The following is an 18,578-nucleotide window of genomic DNA, read 5'->3' as shown; positions in this document are numbered from 1 at the left end:
GCATGTCGGCACGGTCTGCCTGCGGGCCCGCGACATGGGCCTGCTCAAGGGCTATTACACCGGCATGCTGGGGCTCGAGGTTCTGGCCGAGACGAAGGACGAGGTGACGCTCGGCGCCGGTGGCGTGGCGCTACTGCATATCCTCAGCCGGCCGGATGCCGCCCCCGAGGCCAGCGGCCAGGCGGGGCTCTACCATACCGCCTTCCTGATGCCGTCGCGCAGCGATCTCGCCCGCTGGCTGGTGCATGTGGCGCGCAGCCAGTTCCCGCTGGTCGGCTTTGCCGATCACAGCGTGTCGGAGGCCGTCTATCTTGCCGACCCGGAGGGCAATGGCGTCGAGGTCTATAGCGACCGGCCGGAGGAACGCTGGCTGTGGGCCGGCAACCAGGTGTCGATGGGTACCAAGGAACTCGATATCGACGATATCTTCATCAAGACGAAGACACGCACCGACCGCGACGACTACAGCGCCGTCCCAGCCGGTTTGCGGATCGGCCATATCCACCTGAAGGTCGGAGCGCTGGAGGCGGCGCGCGGTTTCTACAATATCGGCCTCGGGCTAGACGTGGTGGCGGGCAACGACGAGCGCGGCGCGACATTCCTCTCGTCCGGACGCTACCACCATCACGTCGGCGCCAATATCTGGGACAGCCGGGGCGCCGGCCAACGCCAGGACAGCATGACCGGGCTCGACTGGTTTTCGCTGCAGACGAAGGACGATACGATCCTTGCCGACCGCAGGGCAGAGCTTGCCGCCAAGGGTTTTGCGGTCAGCGAGATTGACGACGGTTTCGAGGCGCTGGATCCCTGGGGCACGCGTGTGCGACTGGTGAAAGCGTAGCGCTGGAGCCCTCGCCCCCTTCAGGTGAGAAGCGGAGAGCGAGGCCTGACGCTGTGCGTTGGCTCACATTGCCCGCAGAACCCGGCTGTCTGGCCGTGATCGCGGCTGGACACCGCAGACGCATGATGTCACTGCCATGACCTCCGCTTCGAACCACTTGAGGCCCGTCATGCCGATGCCACCGCAGTTTCGTGTCTATTTCGCGTTTTTCCTGTTTGCCATGTCGACCGGGGCATTGTTTGCCCGCATGCCGGACCTGCAGGCAAGCCTCGGGCTCAACAAGGCCGAACTCGGGCTGACCCTGATCGGCATGGCGATCGGCACGCTGATCTCGCTGACCGCATCTTCGCCGCTGCTGGTCCGCCTCGGCACGAAAGTGTCGCTGGCAATCTCCCTGCTCGGCATCGTGGCGCTGCTGTCGCTCATTCCGCTGATGCCGAATGCGCGGGCCGTGTTCTGCACGCTGTTCTGTATCGGGCTTTTGGCCGGCGCGCTGGAAATCACCCTGAATGTCGAGATCGGCCGGATCGAGGCGCAGATCGGCTTTGGCATTATGAACCGGGCGCATGGCTGCTGGAGCCTCGGCTTCTTCGTCACCGCCATCACTGCATCGGTCATCCGGCAGGCCGGCATCTCGATGCAGTTGCATCTGCATCTGGTGCTCGGGCTGGTCTTCGTCATCGCCGCGATCATCATCGCGGGCATGAAAAATGCGCCGGTCACAGCCATGGCGGACGGCGAGAAAGCGCCGCATTTCGCGCTGCCGACGCTCGGGCTTTTGCCGCTCTGCCTGATCGGCACGTCGGCCTTCCTGATCGAGGGTGCTGGCATCGACTGGTCGGCGATCTACATGGACGATGTGTTTGACGTCTCACCCCTCGTCAGTGGCTCCGGGCTGACACTGTTTGCCTTCTTCATGGCCCTGGCACGGCTGCTGGTCGATCCGATTGTCGATCGATACGGGCCAAGGCGCGTGGCGCTGGTCTTGCTGGCGACGGCAGCGCTGGGCATTGCCATGGTCTGGCTTGCACCCAATGCCACTGTCGCCCTGGCGGGTTTTGCACTGATGGGCGGCGGCTGCAGCGCGGTCTACCCGATGGCCGTGACGGCGGCCGCGCAACGCAGCGACCGACCGGCCGTGGTCAATGTTGCTGCCTTGGGACAGATGGCGTTTGTCGTGTTCTTCCTCGCTCCGCCGCTGCTCGGCTTCGTGGCAGAGGCATGGGGCATCCGCAATGCCTATCTCGTCTGCTTGCCGCTGATCCTCGGATCGATCTTCGCCAGCCGCGCGCTGTCGGCTACGACGACGGTCGGACGCGAAGCAGTAGTGGCCTGATTGTAGCCGGACGGATGCAAGCGGGATATCCTGTCTTCAATCGAGGAACAGCATGAGCGGCACTTTCAGTCTCGACCCTCTTCGCCTCATCTATGCGCTGCCGGTTGTACCCTATTTCAGGCGCGAATTTGCCCGGGTCGGTGCCGCCACGCCGCAGGTGCGTGTGCGCTATACCGATGACGGCAATCCGCCACGCGACGTGCTGATCGAACGCCACGGCCGGCAGATTTCCCTTGTCATCGAACGGGAAGCCCGGCGCCGGTTCGCCCGATCGATGCGCCGCAACGTCTGCAGCTATGCCTACTGGCTGAGCCTTGCAGCGCCGGAGGTGAAGCACATCACGGTGAACGCATCCGACGGCGAGGATGTGTCGAATGCCCGCTTTGCGCCCTCGGTGCGTTTTGCCCGGCAGATCGCCCTGCCCGACCCGCATTTCTTCCAGAATGACGGGTTTTCAGCCGATCGCGAGCGCGGCCGCGCTGCACCGGCCTGGGACGACCGATCCGGCGACATCGTCTGGCGCGGCGGCATGAATGGCTGTGGCTGGGGCAGCTTCTGGCCGGAAGACACGGACAATCCGGCCGTGGTGCAGCGGTTACGCATGGTCCGGCGGCTGAAGGATCTTGCCGGAACAGATGTCCGGCTGGTCGGCGTCCGCTGGAGCGAGACGGAGTTCGCCCGCGAGGCCGAGCGGCAGGGGCTGATGGCCGAGCCCATGGCTTCCGCAAGCTGGCTCGGGCGCAAATTCGCCATCGATATCGACGGCTATTCCAACACCTGGTCGAACCTGCTGGTGCGCATGCTCTACGGCTGCTGCGTGCTGAAGGTCACCTCGCAATTCGGCTTTTCACAATGGTATTATGGCGATCTCACGCCTTGGGAACACTACGTGCCGGTTCGCGCCGACATGGCGGACTTTGCCGAAAAGATCGACTGGGTGCGCAGCCATGACAGCGAGGCCAAGGCGATTGCCGAACGCGGACGAGCGCTGGCGCAGACGCTGACGTTTGAAAGTCAGGCGCAGCGGGCGACCAAACTGATCGAAGAACACTGGGACCGCGATGACGCGTTCTACAGGCCCAAGGCCCGCATCTCGCCAGCGGAAGGCTGACCGAAGATCTTTTCGCCCAGCTTCACGTCGGATACCCGCAGCAAAGTGCGCTTGCCATCGGCGGAATAGAGCACGCGGATCCGGCTTTCCTCGCATCGCTTCGCCTCGCAGGCTTCGAACACCTGCATCGACTTGCCAGCCACCTCGACCTGCTTGGAGGCGAGCGCCACGTAGCGCGGCTGCCGGACCATGTTTCGAACCCAGGACGGCAGGCCCTGCTTGCCCTTGATCAGTGCCACAAGGCTCTCCCGATGCGGTGCGGACGAGGCAAGCACGGCGGGCAAGAAATTGCCGGAGAGTTCTGGATCCGGTGATTGGGCGCTCGCACAAGTGACTGCAACCATAGCCACTGACATCACGCAGAATACGGTAAGCGTGTGCAGAGAACTCACGCTGAGACGGCTCCGATGGCATAGTGCTTCGTTTCATAGACTTCGATGAGCTGCACAAGCGCGTCGAATTCATCGGCATCGGACGTGCCTGCAGCAGGCTCCTGCTCGAAAAATCGGCGTACCTTCTGCAGGGCCGCGTGATAGTCGCCCTCATCTTTCAAGATCTCAATCGCACTCAACTCCACGCTCCGCGTTGCAAAAAGAAAGCAACAATCTTTCCCTCGGAATAGCGGCCAGCACAAGCCCGGCGCTAAGCCAGATCCCGCTCGCGCAATTGTTCCGCCGTCTGCAGATCGACCGACACCAACTGAGATACACCCTGTTCGGCCATGGTGACGCCGAAGAGGCGGTTCATGCGGGCCATGGTGATCGGATTGTGGGTGATGATGACGAAGCGGGTCTCGGTGGAGGCGGCCATCTCGTCCATCAGGTTGCAGTAGCGCTCGACATTGTGGTCGTCGAGCGGGGCGTCGACTTCGTCGAGCACGCAGATCGGCGCCGGATTGGTGAGGAAGACGGCAAAGATCAGCGCCATCGCGGTTAGCGCCTGCTCGCCACCCGACAGAAGTGTCATGGTCTGCGGCTTCTTGCCCGGCGGGCGGGCGAGGATTTCGAGGCCGGCTTCGAGCGGGTCATCGCTCTCGATCAGCTGCAGTTCGGCCGTGCCGCCATTGAACAAATGGGTGAACAGCCGCTGGAACTGGGCGTTGACGACGTCAAAGGCGGCGATCAGGCGTTCGCGGCCTTCGCGGTTGAGGCTCTGGATCGCGCCGCGCAGCTTGCGGATGGCGTCGATGATATCGTCGCGCTCCTTGATCAGGGCGGCAAGCTTTTCCGACAGCTCCTTCTGCTCTTCCTCGGCCCGCAGGTTGACGGCGCCAAGCCGCTCGCGCTCCATCTTCAGCCGGTCGAGATTGCGCTCGACCTCGCGCAGGTCGCCGATCTCGGAAGCGTCCTTCAGGCCGGTCAGGCGGAAGGCCTCGTGCGGGGCGACGTTCAGCGCCTCGGCAATGCGGGCCTCGGCATCCTTGCGCCATTCCTTGGCGGAGACGAGGCGTTCTTCGGCGCGGCCGCGCTTTTCGCGGGTTTCGGCCAGCTCCGCCAAGGCGGATGCCGCCTTCTGGTCGGCCTCGCGCTGGCGGGTCTCCGCCTCGACCAGGCGGTCGGCAGCGTCGCGGCGTTCCTTTTCAGCCTTTTCCAGCGCCGACATCAACTGGCGGCGCTTGTCCTCGAATTCGTCGGGCGCCATTTCCAGCGACATGATCTCGTCGCGGGCTTCCGCCTCGCGGTCGCGCAGCGTGGCGATATGATCCTCGGCGCTTCTGGCGCGGGTCTGCCAGCTGGCGCGCTCCTGCTGGATGGCCAGGACCCGGCGGCGGCGCATGTCGTCTTCGCGGGCAAGCCCTTCGAAGCGGGCGCGGGTTTCGGCCGCCAGACCACGGTCGCGGGCCACTGTGGTTTCGGCATCGCCGAGGCGGGCATCGAGTTCGGAGAGGTCAGGCGTCTCCTCCATCTCGATGCGGGCATTTTCTTCCTGCTCAAGTGCTTCCTCGATCTGCGCCTTCAGGCCGTTGACCGCTTCCGCGACCACTTCCCGGCGGCGGATGAGATCGCCGGAGGCGCGCTCGGCCTGAGCCAGCGCATCGCGGGATTCGGCCAACTGGCGCACCGTCAGGCGCTGGCGGTCGCGGGCATCGGCCAGCCGGCTTTCCTCGGCGCGGATGGTGTCGGCTGCTTCTGCCAGCCGGTCCTCGGCCTCGACCATCGCGTCGCGGGCTTCATCGGTCTCGCGCTCGATCTCGGCCAGGCGGTTACGCTGGGCAAGCCTGAGGGCGGCGGCACTCGGCGCTTCCGAGCCGGTGACATGGCCATCCCAGCGATAGACGGCGCCCTCGCGGGTAACGAGCCGCTGGCCGGGCTGAAGCTTCGCCATCAGGGCAAGGACGTCGACATCATCGACGATGCCGATCTGGCGCAATGCGCGGGTGAGCGACGCGGGTGCGCGCACATGGGCAAGCAAAGGATCGCAGCCGGACGGCAAAGCGGGATCAGATGCTCCGTCGCCATTGCCATGCCAATGGGCGGGGGCTGCCGGATCGAGCGCGCTTTCGAGATCGTCGCCGAGGGCTGCCCCCAATGCGGTCTCGAAGCCGCGATCGACGGAGAGTTCATCGGCAACGGGCGAGAAATCGCCGGTGGTCGCCGAGGCCAGCATGCGGGTGATGGTGCGGGCTTCGGTTTCAAGACCGTTGACCTTGGCGCGGGCGGCCTCGAGCGGGCCGCGCAGCATGGCTTCGGTGCGGCGCGCCTCGTTCAGGGCCGCTTCCGCTTCCATGGCGGCTGATTCCGCATCGGATAGCGCCTGCTCGGCCATCTCGACCATTTCGCGCTTTTCGTCCGGATCGGGCAGCACGGCAATCTTTGCGGCGACATCGTCGAGTTCGCGCGACGCGTCGCCGATCTGGCGCTCGAGGCGGCCGCGGCGATCGGCGAGATCGCGGATCAGACGTTCGAACTGGTTGCGACCGGCAGCGGCAGCGGCGCGCTCGGCGGTGAGTGCTGTAAAGGCACGTTCGCTGTCGGCAAGGGCGTCCGCGGCCGTATCGAAGGCTTCCTTCGCCTCTTCGCCAAAACGGCCGGAATCGGCGAGCATGTCTTCGAGTTCGGCTTCTTCGCTCGTCAGGCGCTCGATGACCTCGGCGTTTTCGGAGACCAGACGCTCCTCGCGGCGGATGTCTTCATCGAGCTGGGCCAGACGGCGGGTGAGTTCGTCGCGGCGGCGCAGAAGGCGGGAAGCCTCCTCGTCGAGTTGCGAACGGGCGATCTGCAGACGCTGTAGGGCGGCCGCACACCTGGCCTCTTCCTCGCGCAGTTCCGGCAGCTTCAGGCTGGCGATCGCCTGGGTCTTGGCCGCCTCCATCTGGGCATTGGCCTTTTCGGCGACAATCGACATCGCCTGATTGAGCGCGCTTTCCGCCTCGCCTTCAGCCTGCTTGGCCTGGGCCCAGCGGATATGCAGCAGCATGGCTTCATGGCTGCGGATTTCGGCCGAGAGCATCTTGAAGCGGTTGGCCTGGCGGGCCTGACGCTTCAGGCTTTCGATCTGGGTCTCGAGCTGGGCGGTGATGTCCTCCAGGCGCTCGAGATTGGTCTCGGCGGCGCGCAGGCGAAGCTCGGCCTCATGGCGGCGCGAATGCAGGCCGGAAATGCCGGCGGCTTCTTCCAGCAGCTGGCGGCGGGCCTGAGGCTTGGCCGAGATCAGTTCGCCGATGCGGCCCTGTCCAACCATGGAGGGCGAGCGGGCGCCGGTCGAGGCGTCGGCAAAGAGAAGCTGCACATCCTTGGCGCGGGCTTCCTTGCCGTTGATGCGGTAGACCGAGCCTTGGCCGCGCTCGATGCGGCGGCTGATCTGGATCTCGTCGGCATCGTTGAAAGCGGCCGGTGCTGTGCGGTCGGAATTGTCGAGATAGAGGCCGACTTCGGCGGTGTTTCGGGCCGGGCGATTGCCGGAGCCCGAGAAGATGACATCGTCCATGCCGGACGCGCGCATGTTCTTGTAGGAGTTCTCGCCCATGACCCAGCGCAGAGCCTCGACGAGGTTCGATTTGCCACAGCCGTTGGGGCCGACGACACCGGTCAGGCCGCGTTCGATGACAAATTCGGAAGGTTCGACAAAGGACTTGAAGCCAAGCAGGCGCAGGCGATTGAATTTCATCGCATGGGCCTCGGGAGGGAGTTGAAGGCTTTGGCATCGCGCAAGCTCGCCCCCCTCTGCCCTGCCGGGCATCTCCCCCTCAAGGGGGGAGATCGGAAGGAGGATAGCGCGCCGGACATCAGCAGATGTCGAGAAGATGCAAATTCAGAAACACTGGCCGAAAAAGCGGAGGTTGGCGTTCTGCCGATCTCCCCCCGTGTGGGGGAGATGTCCGCCAGGACAGAGGGGGGTGCCCCACAGTGCCCAACGCCCCTCATCCGCCTGTCGGCACCTTCTCCCCGTAGACGGGGAGAAGGACGATTAACTCTAAGGCTACCGTTCCCTCGCCCCGCTTGCAGGGAGAGGGTCGAGGGTGAGGGGCAAATTCGAACGCTGAACGACGGGCGCGCAGCTACGGCCGCTGCCCGTCATGGCGACGAAACGCGGGTCAGAGCAGGCTGTCGATGAGGGCCGACATGGAGTCAACCGACATGTCCCCCGAATAGGCCTTGCCATTGATCAGGAAGGTCGGAGTGGACTGGACCCCGAATTCCTCAGCGCCGCGGTCGCGGACTGCCGACACATCACCGGCAAGCTTCGCGTTCGTCAAGCAGGCATCGAAGGTCTCCTGTGTAAAACCGCCGAGTTTCGACAATTGCAGCATGGCCGAGCGCACATCGTTGTCTGCCGGGGCCGCCCAGGTGCGCTGCTGCTTCAGGAACATCGAGACGAAAGGGAAGAACTTGTCTTCCGTCGTGCAGCGCGCCAGCATGAAGGCGGCGAGCGATGCGGTGTCCTGCGGGAAGGGGAATTCGCGCAGCACGAAATAGACCTTGCCGGTGTCGACATACTTGGTCTTGATCGGCTCGAAGGTTGTCTCATGGAAATGGGCGCAGTGCGGACAGGTCATCGACATGTATTCGATGATCTTGACCGGAGCATTCGGATCGCCGAGCGCCATTTCCTTCAGTGCACCCGGCTTCAATGCGGCTTCCATGTCGATGTCACGGTCAGCCGTCGGCATGTCGACCGCCGACGCCGTCGCGGCGCCGAAAGTCATGCCCGCAGCAGCCACGGCAATACCGCCCAGAAGACGACGCTTGGTGATCGAAAGTTCAGAAATCGACATGTCTCTTACCCGTTAGGAATGAATTGAACGTGGCCAACCGATATAACGCGAAAGGGTGGCAAACAAGGCGCTGCGGGAACCGAAATATCAAAGTTCCGTGACATTTAGGCGCGGCCACGATTAAACTTTGTCCATGTTCGTTCGAGGCGCGCGCTCAGTTGCGGCGTTCATTTGCGTTTGGCGGAAAACACGCCGGTGCCGAGCCGCTCGATGGCGCGGCGCAGGTTTTCGTTCTCTATGCCCTCCATCATGCCCTCCAGACGGCGGGCCTTTTCGCCTTCCAGCTTGCGCAGCCGGCGCGGATGGCGGCCGGCATTGGAAACCGGTTTCTGGACGATGCGGATCTGGCCAATCGCCGGATAGCCGAAGAAGCCGTTGATGCGGGCGATCAGTTCGCCCTGGGCATGAGAGAGAAACAGCGCGCGGGCGCCTTCGCAGGCAATGGTCAGCACGCCCGGGCGGTGGCCACCCTCTTCCGGCAGATCGCCCCGACGCGGCCAGGTGATCTTTTCCGGCCGGGTGCAATCGGCAAAACTGTCGCCGGCGATTTCATCCCAGGAACCGAGCAAAGCCGTATTGATGCCGGCGCGGCGGGCGAGCACCGGGTCGATAATGCCATTGGCGATCTCAGCGATCTGGGTAACACCCTTGCGTGGTGCCATGGAGAATGGGGATCCCTTCGCTTTACACCCGTGAACAGACTTGAACACGGAGGCGATTTGAACAGATATACGCCATAGACCCCCATTCCGGCAAATGAAGCGCGTGACACTGCCCAAACTTCCAAAGATACAAGCAACCGCCGAGACCTTGCTCGGCTGGTATGATCGCCATCACCGCGAATTGCCGTGGCGCATTTCGCCAGCGATGGCCAAGCGCGGCGTTTTGCCCAATCCCTACCATATATGGATGTCGGAGGTGATGCTGCAGCAGACGACGGTCGCTGCGGTGAAGGCCTATTTCGCCAAGTTCGTCGACCGCTGGCCGAAGGTCGAGGACCTTGCCCATGCGCCGACGGAGGATGTGATGGCCGCCTGGGCGGGGCTCGGCTATTATGCCCGGGCGCGCAACCTGAAGAAATGCGCCGAAGCCGTCGCCTTCGAACATGGCGGCGTGTTTCCCGGCACCGAAGAAGGCCTGCGCGCCCTGCCCGGCATCGGCGACTACACGTCGGCTGCGGTCGCGGCGATCGCGTTCAACCGCCAGGCGGCGGTGATGGACGGCAATGTCGAGCGGGTCATCTCGCGGCTGTTTGCCATCGACGCACCCCTGCCCGGCTCCAAGCCGCAGATGAAAGCGCGCGTCGCCGAGATGACGCCAGCCGACAGGCCCGGCGATTTTGCCCAGGCGATGATGGATCTTGGCGCGACGATCTGCACGCCGAAACGGCCGACCTGTGCGCTCTGTCCGTTCAACACCGCCTGTCTGGCGCTCGCCACCGACGAGCCGGAACGGTTTCCGGTCAAGGCGGCGAAGAAGGAAAAACCGGTGCGGCTGGGGGCTGCTTTCATCGCGGTCGATCGCGATGGCCGGCTGCTGCTGCGCAAGCGTATCGACAGCGGCCTGCTCGGCGGCATGACGGAGGTCCCTACCACCGCATGGACGTCGCGCATCGACGGCGAGACCGGAATCGACGCCGCCCCCTTCCCCGCCGACTGGCAGGCAGCGGGCAGCATCGCCCATGTCTTCACCCATTTCGAACTCCGCCTTTCGATCTTCCGGGTCGGGCCGATCGAAGTACCGCCGGGCGATCACGGTTTCTGGGTGCCCGTCACCGAACTTGATGGACAAGCGCTGCCAACTGTCATGAAAAAAGCAATTGCCGCCGCTATTCCGACCGCCTTTGCCAACACCAAGGAATAAAACATGCCTGCTGAAATCCGCCATATCGTGTTCGACATCGGCAAGGTGCTGATCCATTACGATCCGAACCTGCCCTATTCGCGCATCATCCCGGATGCCGACGAACGCCAGTGGTTTTTCGCCAATGTCTGCACCCATGACTGGAACCTCGAGCAGGATCGCGGCCGCGACTGGAACGAGGCCGAAGCACTGCTGATCACGCAGTATCCGGAACGGGAAGCACAGATCCGCGCCTTTCGCCAGCATTGGGCCGAAATGGTGCCGCATGCCTATGACGACAGCGTCGCGATCATGACTGGGCTGATCGATGCGGGCCGCGACGTCACCATGCTGACCAACTTCGCCGCCGACACATTCACGGAGGCGCGCAAGATGTATCCGTTCCTCAACATCCCGCGCGGCGTCACTGTGTCCGGCGAGATCGGCCTGATCAAGCCGGATGTGGCGATCTACGACAAGCATGCGCGCGATTTCGGGCTTGATCCCGCCCAGACGATCTTCATCGACGACAGCTATGCGAATGTCGAAGGCGCACGTGCGGCCGGATGGCAGGCGGTGCATTTTACCGGTGCAGATCAGCTGAAAAACGATCTTTCATCCCACGGGATCAAGGTCTGATCCGTTGAAGGGATCCTGGCGCGGGTGAAGTTGGCGGACCTCAACCCGCGCCAGTTCGACCGCAAGCGGTCGAATCCTTGAAGATGCGACAATGTTTGCCATCATCCCCATGTTTCGATCCCTTGGATATGTGGACCGGCTTGTCCGAAGCTGGCGCGCGAGCAAAGATGGGTGCGGAAGACATTCGGCGTTTTAGACCGATGCCTCGCCCTGCCGTTCATACTCCGGAGACTGCATGACCTTCGACCCCGTGACTGCCGCCCAGCGTTTTCATCACGCCATCAACGATCTCGACTTTGCGGTCATCGACGATTTCTTTGCCGACGATGCCGTCTATGGCTCGATCAAGGTCGGCCAGCTGAGCGGCAAGGCCGAGATCATGGCGGCATTTCGCCGTTATTTCGATACCTATCCGGACCAGGTGGCGGTCGATGAACTGACGGAAGCGGTGTCGCCGATGTCCGCGCGCGCCGTCTGGCGGCTGAAGGCAACCCATGCCGAGACCGGCGAGCCGCTGGTGCGCTTCGGCGAAGAGACGATCACCTTCAACGACGACGGCAGGATCGTTTCGGTCGATGTGACCGACTACAAGGTCTGACCGGTCGGGCTGCGGCCGCGCGATCACGGAGCCTGCAAAACAAAAGACGCCCGGTGCGCGAACACCGGGCGTCAGGCTCTCCCCGGCAGGACTAGAGGTACAAAACCACCCGGGAAAGTTCGTCATAAAACCAAGCCGGATGGATCGTTAGTCCAGCTTGGCCATGCCATTGCGGATGACCGTGCGCAATTCGTCGATCGGGCGCAGGGTCGATCCCTCTTCATAGTGCCAGAAGGTCCAGCCGTTACAGGCATCAAGGCTCTGAACCTTGGCGCCGAGACGATGGATGGAGCCGGCCTCACCACCTGACACCAGCGTACCATCGGCACGAATGATGGCAGAATGCCGGCGCTTGATGTCGAACAGAACCTGGCCGGGCTTGACCAGGCCACTCTCGACCAGCGTGTTGAACGCAACGCGGGGTTCGGCCTTCTTGCCGGTCAGCACGGTCAGTTCGGTCTTGCCAAGCGGTTCGACGGCGGCAATGCGGGCAGAGGCCGCGTCGATATAATCCTGCTCGCGCTCGATGCCGACGAAATGACGGCCGAGGCGCTTGGCGACGGCACCGGTCGTGCCGGAGCCGAAGAACGGGTCGAGCACGATATCGCCGGGCTTGGTCGAGGCCATGATGATGCGGGCGAGCAAAGCTTCCGGCTTCTGGGTCGGATGGACCTTCTTGCCGTCATCGCCCTTCAGACGTTCGCCACCCGAGCAGATCGGAAACAGCCAGTCCGAGCGCATCTGCACGTCGTCGTTCGACGCCTTCAGCGCATCGTAATTGAACGTATAGCCCTTGGCCTTTGGATCGGGCGAGGCCCAGATCATCGTTTCATGGGCGTTCTGGAACCGGCGGCCCTTGAAGTTGGGCATCGGATTGGTCTTGCGCCAGACGATGTCGTTGAGGATCCAGAAATTCAGGTCCTGCAAGGTCGCGCCGACGCGGAAGATGTTGTGGTAGGAGCCGATGACCCAGAGGGTTCCGGTGGGCTTCAGCACGCGGCGGCAGGCCAGCAGCCAGGCGCGGGTGAAGGCGTCATAAGCGGCGAAGGAGGCGAACTGGTCCCATTCGTCGTCGCAGGCATCGACGACACTCTGGTCGGGCCGGTGCAGAGCACCACCAAGCTGCAGGTTGTAGGGTGGGTCAGCGAAGATCACATCGACGGATTTGTCGGGAAGGGCTTCGAGGGCGGAAACGCAATCGCCCTTGATGATGCTGTCGACCCAGGACAACGGGTCCGAAGAACGGCGGAGTTCGGCAAGCGGGAATACAGAGGCCATCGGTTACTCACTCTTACGCTGACGCAGCACGGGAATAGAGGCCTATGGTTACTGATCTTGGTTACCGAAGAGTGAAGGATTTGGTAAAAAATGTGCAGAGTCAGGGGGAAGCGTGGCAGGATGGTGGTGGATATGGTGAATCGGGCCGGTGCGGAGAGCCATAACGGGACAGCGGCTGACCATCGTTGAGCGCATGCAGCAAGGTCTCTTTCTGTTGTCCGAGTTAGCAAAAACTGATAACATTTGAGCCAAGAAAGGCACTGCCATGCCATCAAGCTACAACATCGGCCCCCGCTACGAAAATCTGGTCCGCGAACTCGTCGAGAGTGGACGCTACACCAGCGCCAGCGAAGTTATGCGCGACAGTCTGCGACTTCTGGAACAGCGGGAAGAGAGTCGAAAGCTGGAATTGGCCCGCCTTAAGAAAGCCTATGATGAAGGCATGGCGAGCGGTGCAGGCCGAGACGTTTCTGCCGACGCGCTTTTGGCGGAGTTGAAAGCAGACGCAAGCTCCAATGGCTAAGTATATCCTCAGCCCGCGCGCCGAGGACGATCTGCGTGCCATTTGGCGCAACGATAGCACAGGACAACGAGATAGCTGCCGATGGCCTCCTACGGCGCATCCTGAGCAAAGCGGAACTTGCGGCTGAGCACCCCCATATCGGCGCGCGGCGCCCCGAACTGAGCCCAACGGCGCGACTACTTATCGAAGGACGCTACATCGCGATTTACGAGCCTATGCCCTACGGCATATTTGTCGTCGCTATCGTCTACGGACAGCGCGACATGGACAACTGGCTGGATTGACAAGCCAGAGTGCCGCTCGCACTCGCCAAAACGAAAAACGTGCGAATGTTATCGATCCTCCTCAGTCCCGCTCCGCGTCAAACGCCTTGACCGCCGCCTTCTTTGCCTGCGCTCGCCAGGTGCGGGCGATATTGGCGCGGACCCATTCAAGATCAACGCTGTCGGGACGCGCGAGCACCAGGGCATGGGGGCGGTGATGGTCGGTGGTGAAGAAGGTTTCGGGCTCCATCTCTATCAGGTGGTCGCGTTCCTCGAAGGGGACCTTGAAGACCGGGCAGTCATGGGTCGGGTTCCAGAACAGAATTGCCTTGTTGTTGACCTTGAAGGATACCGCGCCCCAGGAGCGGGTCTCCTCGGTTTCGGGAAAGGCCAGGATGATCCTGCGCAGATCGTCAATTGTCAGCATGTTGCGTTCCTCCCGCCGGCAGTCTGCCAGAGGCGCGTGCCTTCGTCACGTCTGGCAGCGACCATGCAGGCGCGTGGGCTCATCGGTTGCGGCCATCGCGATGCGGGCATTGACATAACCGTCGGCGGCAACCGTGTCGCACAGGCCGGACCATTCGCAGCCCGAGCAGGCGGCGCGAATATCGCCTTCGGCGAACGTCCGGCGCAGATGCAGAAGCAGCGAGGCGCTTGGCCTGAGCCGGGTACCGCCCGTCACCGGCATGGCCAGAAGCGCGCCCACAGCCTCGGCCGCCCTCCGGTCGCGCTCGATCACGCCGTCGCCAAGGCAATGGGGTTGCGCGCCGCAGAGAAGCGGCGCGCAGATGTCGTCAGGCCCATCGACGATTTCGATCTCCTCACCCGCCGACAAACGGGCGGCGATCGCCTCGTAATTGTCAACGAACGCTGGCGAGTAACCCTTGCCGACATAGGTCAGCATGCAGAGCAGATGATGGGCGCGAAGCCTGACCGTCATGACCCGTTCAGATATCGATGCTACGCGACGCGCGGCGGCCGAGCGCCATAAGGACGGCGGCTGCGAGCGCGGATTTCAGCACGGCGCCGAGGATGAAGGGGGTCACGCCGAGCGCGAGGCCCTTTTCCAGCCCGATCAGCCAGGAGAGCCAGGCGCCGCCGATGGCAAGGCACAGGATGTTGGCGATGAGATGGGCCGAAAAGCTCAAGACCACGCACTCGCCGGTCCAGCCTTTTTCAGCCAGAATGCCGGCAAGGGCGGCGATCAGCGGAAAAGAAACGAGGTAACCCGCCGTCGGGCCGACAAACGGGGCGAGGCCCGCGCCGCCATTGGCAAGAACCGGCAGACCGATCATCGCTTCGCCCAGCCAGGCGAGCACCGTCAGGGCGCCGAGCCGCCAGCCGTAAAGCACGCCGATCATGGTGATGGCGAAGGTCTGCATAGTGATCGGAACCGGGACCATGGGTACGCTGATTTGCGAGGCGAGCGCGAGAACGCCGGTGCCGATCAGCAGAAGCACGGCCTGGATGGCGAGAGAGCGGTGCCCGATACCGAGCGGATCGAAGCGATGGGCAGGCGCCGAAGGCATGTAGGTCATCAACATCTCCATTTTATAGATAATTTTCTCCACAAAGAATCTTTTATCTATAATTCTGAGATTCAACAAGAGCGCGAGCGCAGATCCCGGCACCGCAGCGATGAAAACCGCAGCGGATGCCACCGTGACGACTGGAAACGCTTGCCAAATTGCCGTGCAGAATCAGAGCGAACGGAACCGTCGCGCCAAAACCGTCCACAGATGGTGATTTTTTATCTATAATTTTGAAACTCAGCCGACGATGGCGAAACCTTCGTCGTCGCGGGCGCCTGACTGCGGCATCGGCGCACGGCCAATCCATTGCACGTGGCGCTCCAGGATACGGCATGCCTCGCTGGCATCACCGTCACGCAGGGCACCCAGAATGGCGCGGTGGTCGTGGTCGGTGCGCGCCTCCCAGGCGGCGCGCCAGGCAATGAACAGAAAACGGGCGCTGACGGCGTGCAGGTCGTCGATGACGGTCAGCAAGCGCGGCATGTCGCAGGTAGAGACGATCAGCCGGTGGAAGCGGCGATTGGCCTCCTCCCAACTGCGCACATCCTTGGCATTGTCGGCGTCACTTGCGGCCTGCTCGGCGGCATCGAGCACGTCCGTCGTCAGGTTGGGCGCGGCATGGCGCAGCGCCAGAACCTCCAGCGCCGCACGCATTTCTGCCACTTCGCGGACCTGCTTCAGGTCGAACGACGCGACGCGCACGCCGCGGCGCGGAATGGAGACCACGAGCCCTTGTGCCTCCAGCCGTCGAAAGGCTTCGCGCACGGGCACGTGGCTGGCGCCGAATTCCTCGGCGATATGATCCTGGCCGAGACGCGAGCCGGGGATCAGTTCGCCATGGATGATGCGCTCCGCCAGGGCGCGGCTGATGCGGCTTGCAAGAGTATCGTCCCGATCCTTTTCCATGTCTCCTGCATAGTCAGCCGCTTAGCACTTGTCGAGCATGGGAAAGGCCGGCCGCGCGTCCACACAGCGCCGACGCTGCAAGTCTGCGGCCTAAGCCGTTAACAGCGCCCATCAACCTCACACGTCAGGCACCCATGGTATCAGCCATGCAGCGCTCGACTGTCGGCCGGCGCCTCGTCGCGCGCCTCCAGACCGTAGTCGCGCAGCACATGGGCGACGCGCAGGCGGTAGTCGGCAAAGACACCGCCCCTGCCCGCCGATTGCGCCGCGCGATGCGCGTCCGTCTTGCGCCAGCGGCGGACCGCCTCCTCATCGCGCCAGAAGGACAAAGACAGAAGCTTGCCGCGCAGGGTCAGGCTCTCGAAACGCTCGACGGAAATGAAGCCGTCGATCTTTTCGAGCTTGCAGCGCAGGTCGCCGGCGAGATCGAGATAGCGGTGGCGCTCGCCGAGAAACGGCGTCACCTCGAAAATCACGGCGATCATGGCTGCACCCGATCGGACGGCAGGTCGGAGACATTTTTCAAGAAGAGGCGGTCCTCCATGAGGATGAAACGCTCCCTTGCTGCAAAATCATAATTGGCCCTGCCGAGCGGGTCAGCGGCAAGCTTCTTGCGATAGGCCTCGTAGGCTGCCAGATCGTTGACATTGTAGATGCCGTAGGCGGTGGTGGCCGAGCCTTCATGCGGGCCGTAATAGCCGACAAGATCGGCGCCGCAGCGCGGGATCGCCTCGCCCCAATTGCGGGCGTAAGTGGCAAAGGCATCGCGGGCAAACGGATCGATCTGGTAGCGGATGATGCAGGTGATCATGGGCAGTCCTCTTGTTTCGGGAGGCCCGGTGTGACACGGCGCGATGGCTGCTTGCTTCGTTCGGGATCGAAGTATCAACCCTGAAACATCCGACACCACAGTTCGACCTGGATCGAAGCATCTGCTACAGCGGCAAGCTAGAAAACCATGGCGGACGCCGTTGGCACGGCGCCGGACAGAGACCCTGAAACAGAGATCAAGATCATGGCTGAAGGTCCAGACATTGCCCGCATCGGATCGCTGATCGGCGACCCCGCCCGTGCCAACATGCTGCTCGCCCTTCTGGGCGGCCAGGCGCTGACGGCAACCGAACTGGCGGGTGCCGCCGGCGTCACGCTGCAGACGGCCAGTTCACATCTCTCCAAGCTTGAAGACGGCGGCCTGCTCACGTTGCGCAAGCAGGGGCGCCATCGATATTTCGCACTGGCCGATGCCACCGTCGGCACGATGATCGAAAACCTGATGGGCTTTGCCGCGAGCCGGGGCCATCTGCGCCACCGGATCGGGCCGAAGGAGCCGGCGCTGCGCAAGGCGCGGATCTGCTACGACCACCTGGCCGGCGACTATGGCGTGCGCATGCTCGACAGTCTCGTGGCCCAGGGCGCAATCGAGGTCGAAGGCGACGCGCTGCGGGTCACTGCGTCCGGCGAACACCTGCTTGGGCAGTACGGCATCGAACTTGCGCCGATGCGGGCGCTGCGCCGGCCGCTGTGCCGTTCCTGTCTCGACTGGAGCGAGCGACGCGCGCACATGGCCGGCAGCCTTGGCAAGGCGCTGCTTTCGCATTTCGTCGATCCGGGCCATGCCCGCAGGATCGAGGGCAGCCGGATCATCCAGTTTTCGCCGGAAGGCGACCGGCGGTTCCAGCAAATGTTTCCCATCGTGGATTGAACCAAACGAGGCGATACGGCCAACGCAACGGGCTCCATGCCCCTTTGCGCGACAGCGACACCGTCCTAGACGGAACCGTATCGATCGCCCTCTTGCAAAGAAACCGTCCATCCGGTATCTTTAAGGCAAGTACCGCTTCTCTGAGAGATCCGCCATGAACCCGTCCCTGCTCGTCTACGGCTCCCTTGCCGCCGCCATCGTCCTGGAAGTGATCGGCACGACCTTCCTGCAGAAATCGGAGCAGTTCAGCAAACTGGTGCCGACCGCGGCCATGGTGCTGTTCTACGTCGCCTCCTTCTATCTCCTGTCGCAGGCCTTGAAGGGACTGCCGCTCGGCATCGCCTATGCCATGTGGAGCGGGCTCGGCATCGTGCTGACGGCGGCCGTCGGCCTGCTGGTTTTCAAGCAGTCGCTGGACATGCCGGCACTGGTGGGAATGGGGCTGATCATTGCCGGCGTAGTGGTGATGAACCTGTTTTCCAACTCGGTCTCGCACTAGGATGGCAGAGGCCCACCATCGCAAGAAGCAGCCGGAACAGGTGCGGCGCGCCCTGCTCGATTGCGTTGCGGCCATTGCTACGGAACAGGGGCTTGGCGCACTGACCATCCAGGCGGTTGCGGACCGTGCCGGCGTGACGAAAGGCGGGCTGCTGCATCATTTCGACAGCAAGCAGGCGCTGATCGAAGCGGTGTTTGCCGATCTGCTGGAAAAGCTCGATCGGCAGATAGACATCGCGATCGATGCCGACCCGCAACCGACAGGCAGCTTTACCCGCGCCTATATTCGCGCCT

At 63.1% G+C, this 18,578-nt stretch carries 23 protein-coding genes; 11 read left to right on the top strand and 12 right to left on the bottom strand.

Features of this window, described 5'->3' with window-relative positions:
* The 3 genes from PDO_RS25460 to PDO_RS25450 all read left to right on the top strand — a co-directional run.
* The coding region (locus PDO_RS25460) for a VOC family protein (protein WP_007608560.1) at nucleotides 1–841 on the top strand (841 nt) is incomplete at its 5' end.
* Nucleotides 842–1,010: 169 nt separating this feature from the next.
* A complete protein-coding gene (locus PDO_RS25455) occupies nucleotides 1,011–2,177 on the top strand; it encodes an MFS transporter (RefSeq protein ID WP_007608558.1) in 1,167 nt (388 codons plus the stop codon).
* Between the two features lie 52 nt (nucleotides 2,178–2,229).
* Nucleotides 2,230–3,288 (top strand): glycosyl transferase family 90, encoded by a 1,059-nt coding sequence (locus tag PDO_RS25450; RefSeq protein ID WP_007608556.1) that lies wholly within the window; start codon nucleotides 2,230–2,232, stop codon nucleotides 3,286–3,288.
* On the opposite strand, the gene PDO_RS25445 is transcribed toward PDO_RS25450, so the two are convergent.
* The 5 genes from PDO_RS25445 to PDO_RS25425 form a co-directional block, all read right to left on the bottom strand.
* Nucleotides 3,249–3,632: an Ivy family c-type lysozyme inhibitor gene (locus tag PDO_RS25445; RefSeq protein WP_280113382.1), complete on the bottom strand. Its 384-nt coding sequence runs from the start codon at nucleotides 3,630–3,632 to the stop codon at nucleotides 3,249–3,251. The two genes, PDO_RS25450 and PDO_RS25445, sit on opposite strands and share 40 nt — an antisense overlap.
* A 44-nt stretch (nucleotides 3,633–3,676) precedes the next feature.
* The gene (locus PDO_RS25440; protein WP_007608548.1) at nucleotides 3,677–3,859 is read right to left on the bottom strand and encodes a hypothetical protein; all 183 of its coding nucleotides are present in this window, start codon (nucleotides 3,857–3,859) and stop codon (nucleotides 3,677–3,679) included.
* A 71-nt stretch (nucleotides 3,860–3,930) separates the two neighbouring features.
* Nucleotides 3,931–7,395 (bottom strand): chromosome segregation SMC family protein, encoded by a 3,465-nt coding sequence (locus tag PDO_RS25435; RefSeq protein WP_007608547.1) that lies wholly within the window; start codon nucleotides 7,393–7,395, stop codon nucleotides 3,931–3,933.
* Nucleotides 7,396–7,822: 427 nt separating this feature from the next.
* A complete protein-coding gene (locus tag PDO_RS25430; protein WP_007608545.1) occupies nucleotides 7,823–8,503 on the bottom strand; it encodes a DsbA family protein in 681 nt (226 codons plus the stop codon).
* Nucleotides 8,504–8,670: 167 nt separating this feature from the next.
* A complete protein-coding gene (locus tag PDO_RS25425) occupies nucleotides 8,671–9,165 on the bottom strand; it encodes a DUF721 domain-containing protein (RefSeq protein ID WP_007608543.1) in 495 nt (164 codons plus the stop codon).
* A gap of 94 nt (nucleotides 9,166–9,259) precedes the next feature.
* Between PDO_RS25425 and mutY the strand changes: the two genes are divergently transcribed.
* From mutY to PDO_RS25410, 3 genes are all read left to right on the top strand, one after another.
* Nucleotides 9,260–10,366, top strand: a complete 1,107-nt coding sequence (gene mutY / locus PDO_RS25420) for an A/G-specific adenine glycosylase (protein WP_007608541.1) — start codon at nucleotides 9,260–9,262, stop codon at nucleotides 10,364–10,366.
* A 3-nt stretch (nucleotides 10,367–10,369) separates the two neighbouring features.
* Nucleotides 10,370–10,984, top strand: a complete 615-nt coding sequence (locus tag PDO_RS25415; protein WP_007608536.1) for an HAD family hydrolase — start codon at nucleotides 10,370–10,372, stop codon at nucleotides 10,982–10,984.
* Between the two features lie 235 nt (nucleotides 10,985–11,219).
* The gene (locus tag PDO_RS25410; protein ID WP_007608534.1) at nucleotides 11,220–11,582 is read left to right on the top strand and encodes a nuclear transport factor 2 family protein; all 363 of its coding nucleotides are present in this window, start codon (nucleotides 11,220–11,222) and stop codon (nucleotides 11,580–11,582) included.
* 147 nt (nucleotides 11,583–11,729) lie between these two features.
* Here the strand turns inward: PDO_RS25410 and PDO_RS25405 are convergent, their stop codons facing one another.
* Entirely contained in the window at nucleotides 11,730–12,860 is a 1,131-nt protein-coding gene (locus PDO_RS25405) for a site-specific DNA-methyltransferase (RefSeq protein ID WP_007608532.1), read from the bottom strand.
* A gap of 265 nt (nucleotides 12,861–13,125) precedes the next feature.
* Here PDO_RS25405 and PDO_RS25400 point away from each other — a divergent pair, with 265 nt between their 5' ends.
* Together PDO_RS25400 and PDO_RS25395 are read left to right on the top strand one after the other, a co-directional pair.
* Entirely contained in the window at nucleotides 13,126–13,383 is a 258-nt protein-coding gene (locus PDO_RS25400; protein WP_007608530.1) for a type II toxin-antitoxin system ParD family antitoxin, read from the top strand.
* A 35-nt stretch (nucleotides 13,384–13,418) separates the two neighbouring features.
* Nucleotides 13,419–13,667 carry a type II toxin-antitoxin system RelE/ParE family toxin gene (locus PDO_RS25395; protein ID WP_007608528.1) on the top strand — a complete coding sequence of 83 codons (249 nt, stop codon included), beginning with the start codon at nucleotides 13,419–13,421 and terminating at the stop codon, nucleotides 13,665–13,667.
* Between the two features lie 61 nt (nucleotides 13,668–13,728).
* On the opposite strand, the gene PDO_RS25390 is transcribed toward PDO_RS25395, so the two are convergent.
* The 6 genes from PDO_RS25390 to PDO_RS25365 all read right to left on the bottom strand — a co-directional run bounded on the left by PDO_RS25390 (nucleotide 13,729) and on the right by PDO_RS25365 (nucleotide 16,895).
* A complete protein-coding gene (locus tag PDO_RS25390) occupies nucleotides 13,729–14,073 on the bottom strand; it encodes an MmcQ/YjbR family DNA-binding protein (RefSeq protein WP_007608527.1) in 345 nt (114 codons plus the stop codon).
* Between the two features lie 45 nt (nucleotides 14,074–14,118).
* Nucleotides 14,119–14,586, bottom strand: a complete 468-nt coding sequence (locus PDO_RS25385; protein ID WP_007608526.1) for a DUF1284 domain-containing protein — start codon at nucleotides 14,584–14,586, stop codon at nucleotides 14,119–14,121.
* Between the two features lie 7 nt (nucleotides 14,587–14,593).
* Nucleotides 14,594–15,184, bottom strand: coding sequence for a biotin transporter BioY (locus PDO_RS25380; RefSeq protein WP_007608525.1), 591 nt, complete (start codon nucleotides 15,182–15,184; stop codon nucleotides 14,594–14,596).
* A gap of 231 nt (nucleotides 15,185–15,415) precedes the next feature.
* Entirely contained in the window at nucleotides 15,416–16,084 is a 669-nt protein-coding gene (locus PDO_RS25375) for a GntR family transcriptional regulator (protein ID WP_007608524.1), read from the bottom strand.
* 140 nt (nucleotides 16,085–16,224) lie between these two features.
* A complete protein-coding gene (locus PDO_RS25370; RefSeq protein ID WP_007608523.1) occupies nucleotides 16,225–16,569 on the bottom strand; it encodes an antibiotic biosynthesis monooxygenase family protein in 345 nt (114 codons plus the stop codon).
* Nucleotides 16,566–16,895 carry an NIPSNAP family protein gene (locus tag PDO_RS25365; RefSeq protein WP_007608522.1) on the bottom strand — a complete coding sequence of 110 codons (330 nt, stop codon included), beginning with the start codon at nucleotides 16,893–16,895 and terminating at the stop codon, nucleotides 16,566–16,568. The genes PDO_RS25370 and PDO_RS25365 overlap by 4 nt, the downstream gene beginning before the upstream one ends.
* Before the next feature lie 204 nt (nucleotides 16,896–17,099).
* On the opposite strand from PDO_RS25365, the gene PDO_RS25360 reads away from it, so the two are divergent.
* From PDO_RS25360 to PDO_RS25350, 3 genes are all read left to right on the top strand, one after another.
* On the top strand, nucleotides 17,100–17,786 hold the full coding sequence (locus PDO_RS25360; RefSeq protein WP_037075523.1) for an ArsR/SmtB family transcription factor: 687 nt from the start codon (nucleotides 17,100–17,102) through the stop codon (nucleotides 17,784–17,786).
* Nucleotides 17,787–17,940: 154 nt separating this feature from the next.
* Complete coding sequence (locus PDO_RS25355; RefSeq protein WP_007608519.1) at nucleotides 17,941–18,285, top strand: DMT family transporter; 345 nt, start codon at nucleotides 17,941–17,943, stop codon at nucleotides 18,283–18,285.
* Between the two features lies 1 nt (nucleotide 18,286).
* Nucleotides 18,287–18,578 (top strand): TetR/AcrR family transcriptional regulator (locus PDO_RS25350; protein WP_007608517.1); only part of this gene is annotated, 292 nt, incomplete at its 3' end.

Origin of the sequence: Rhizobium sp. PDO1-076 (genome assembly GCF_000247475.1) — a bacterium.
Taxonomy (GTDB): Bacteria; Pseudomonadota; Alphaproteobacteria; order Rhizobiales; family Rhizobiaceae; genus Allorhizobium.
Note: the sequence above shows the minus strand (reverse complement) of the source record. Positions and strands in the feature narration are given on the sequence as shown.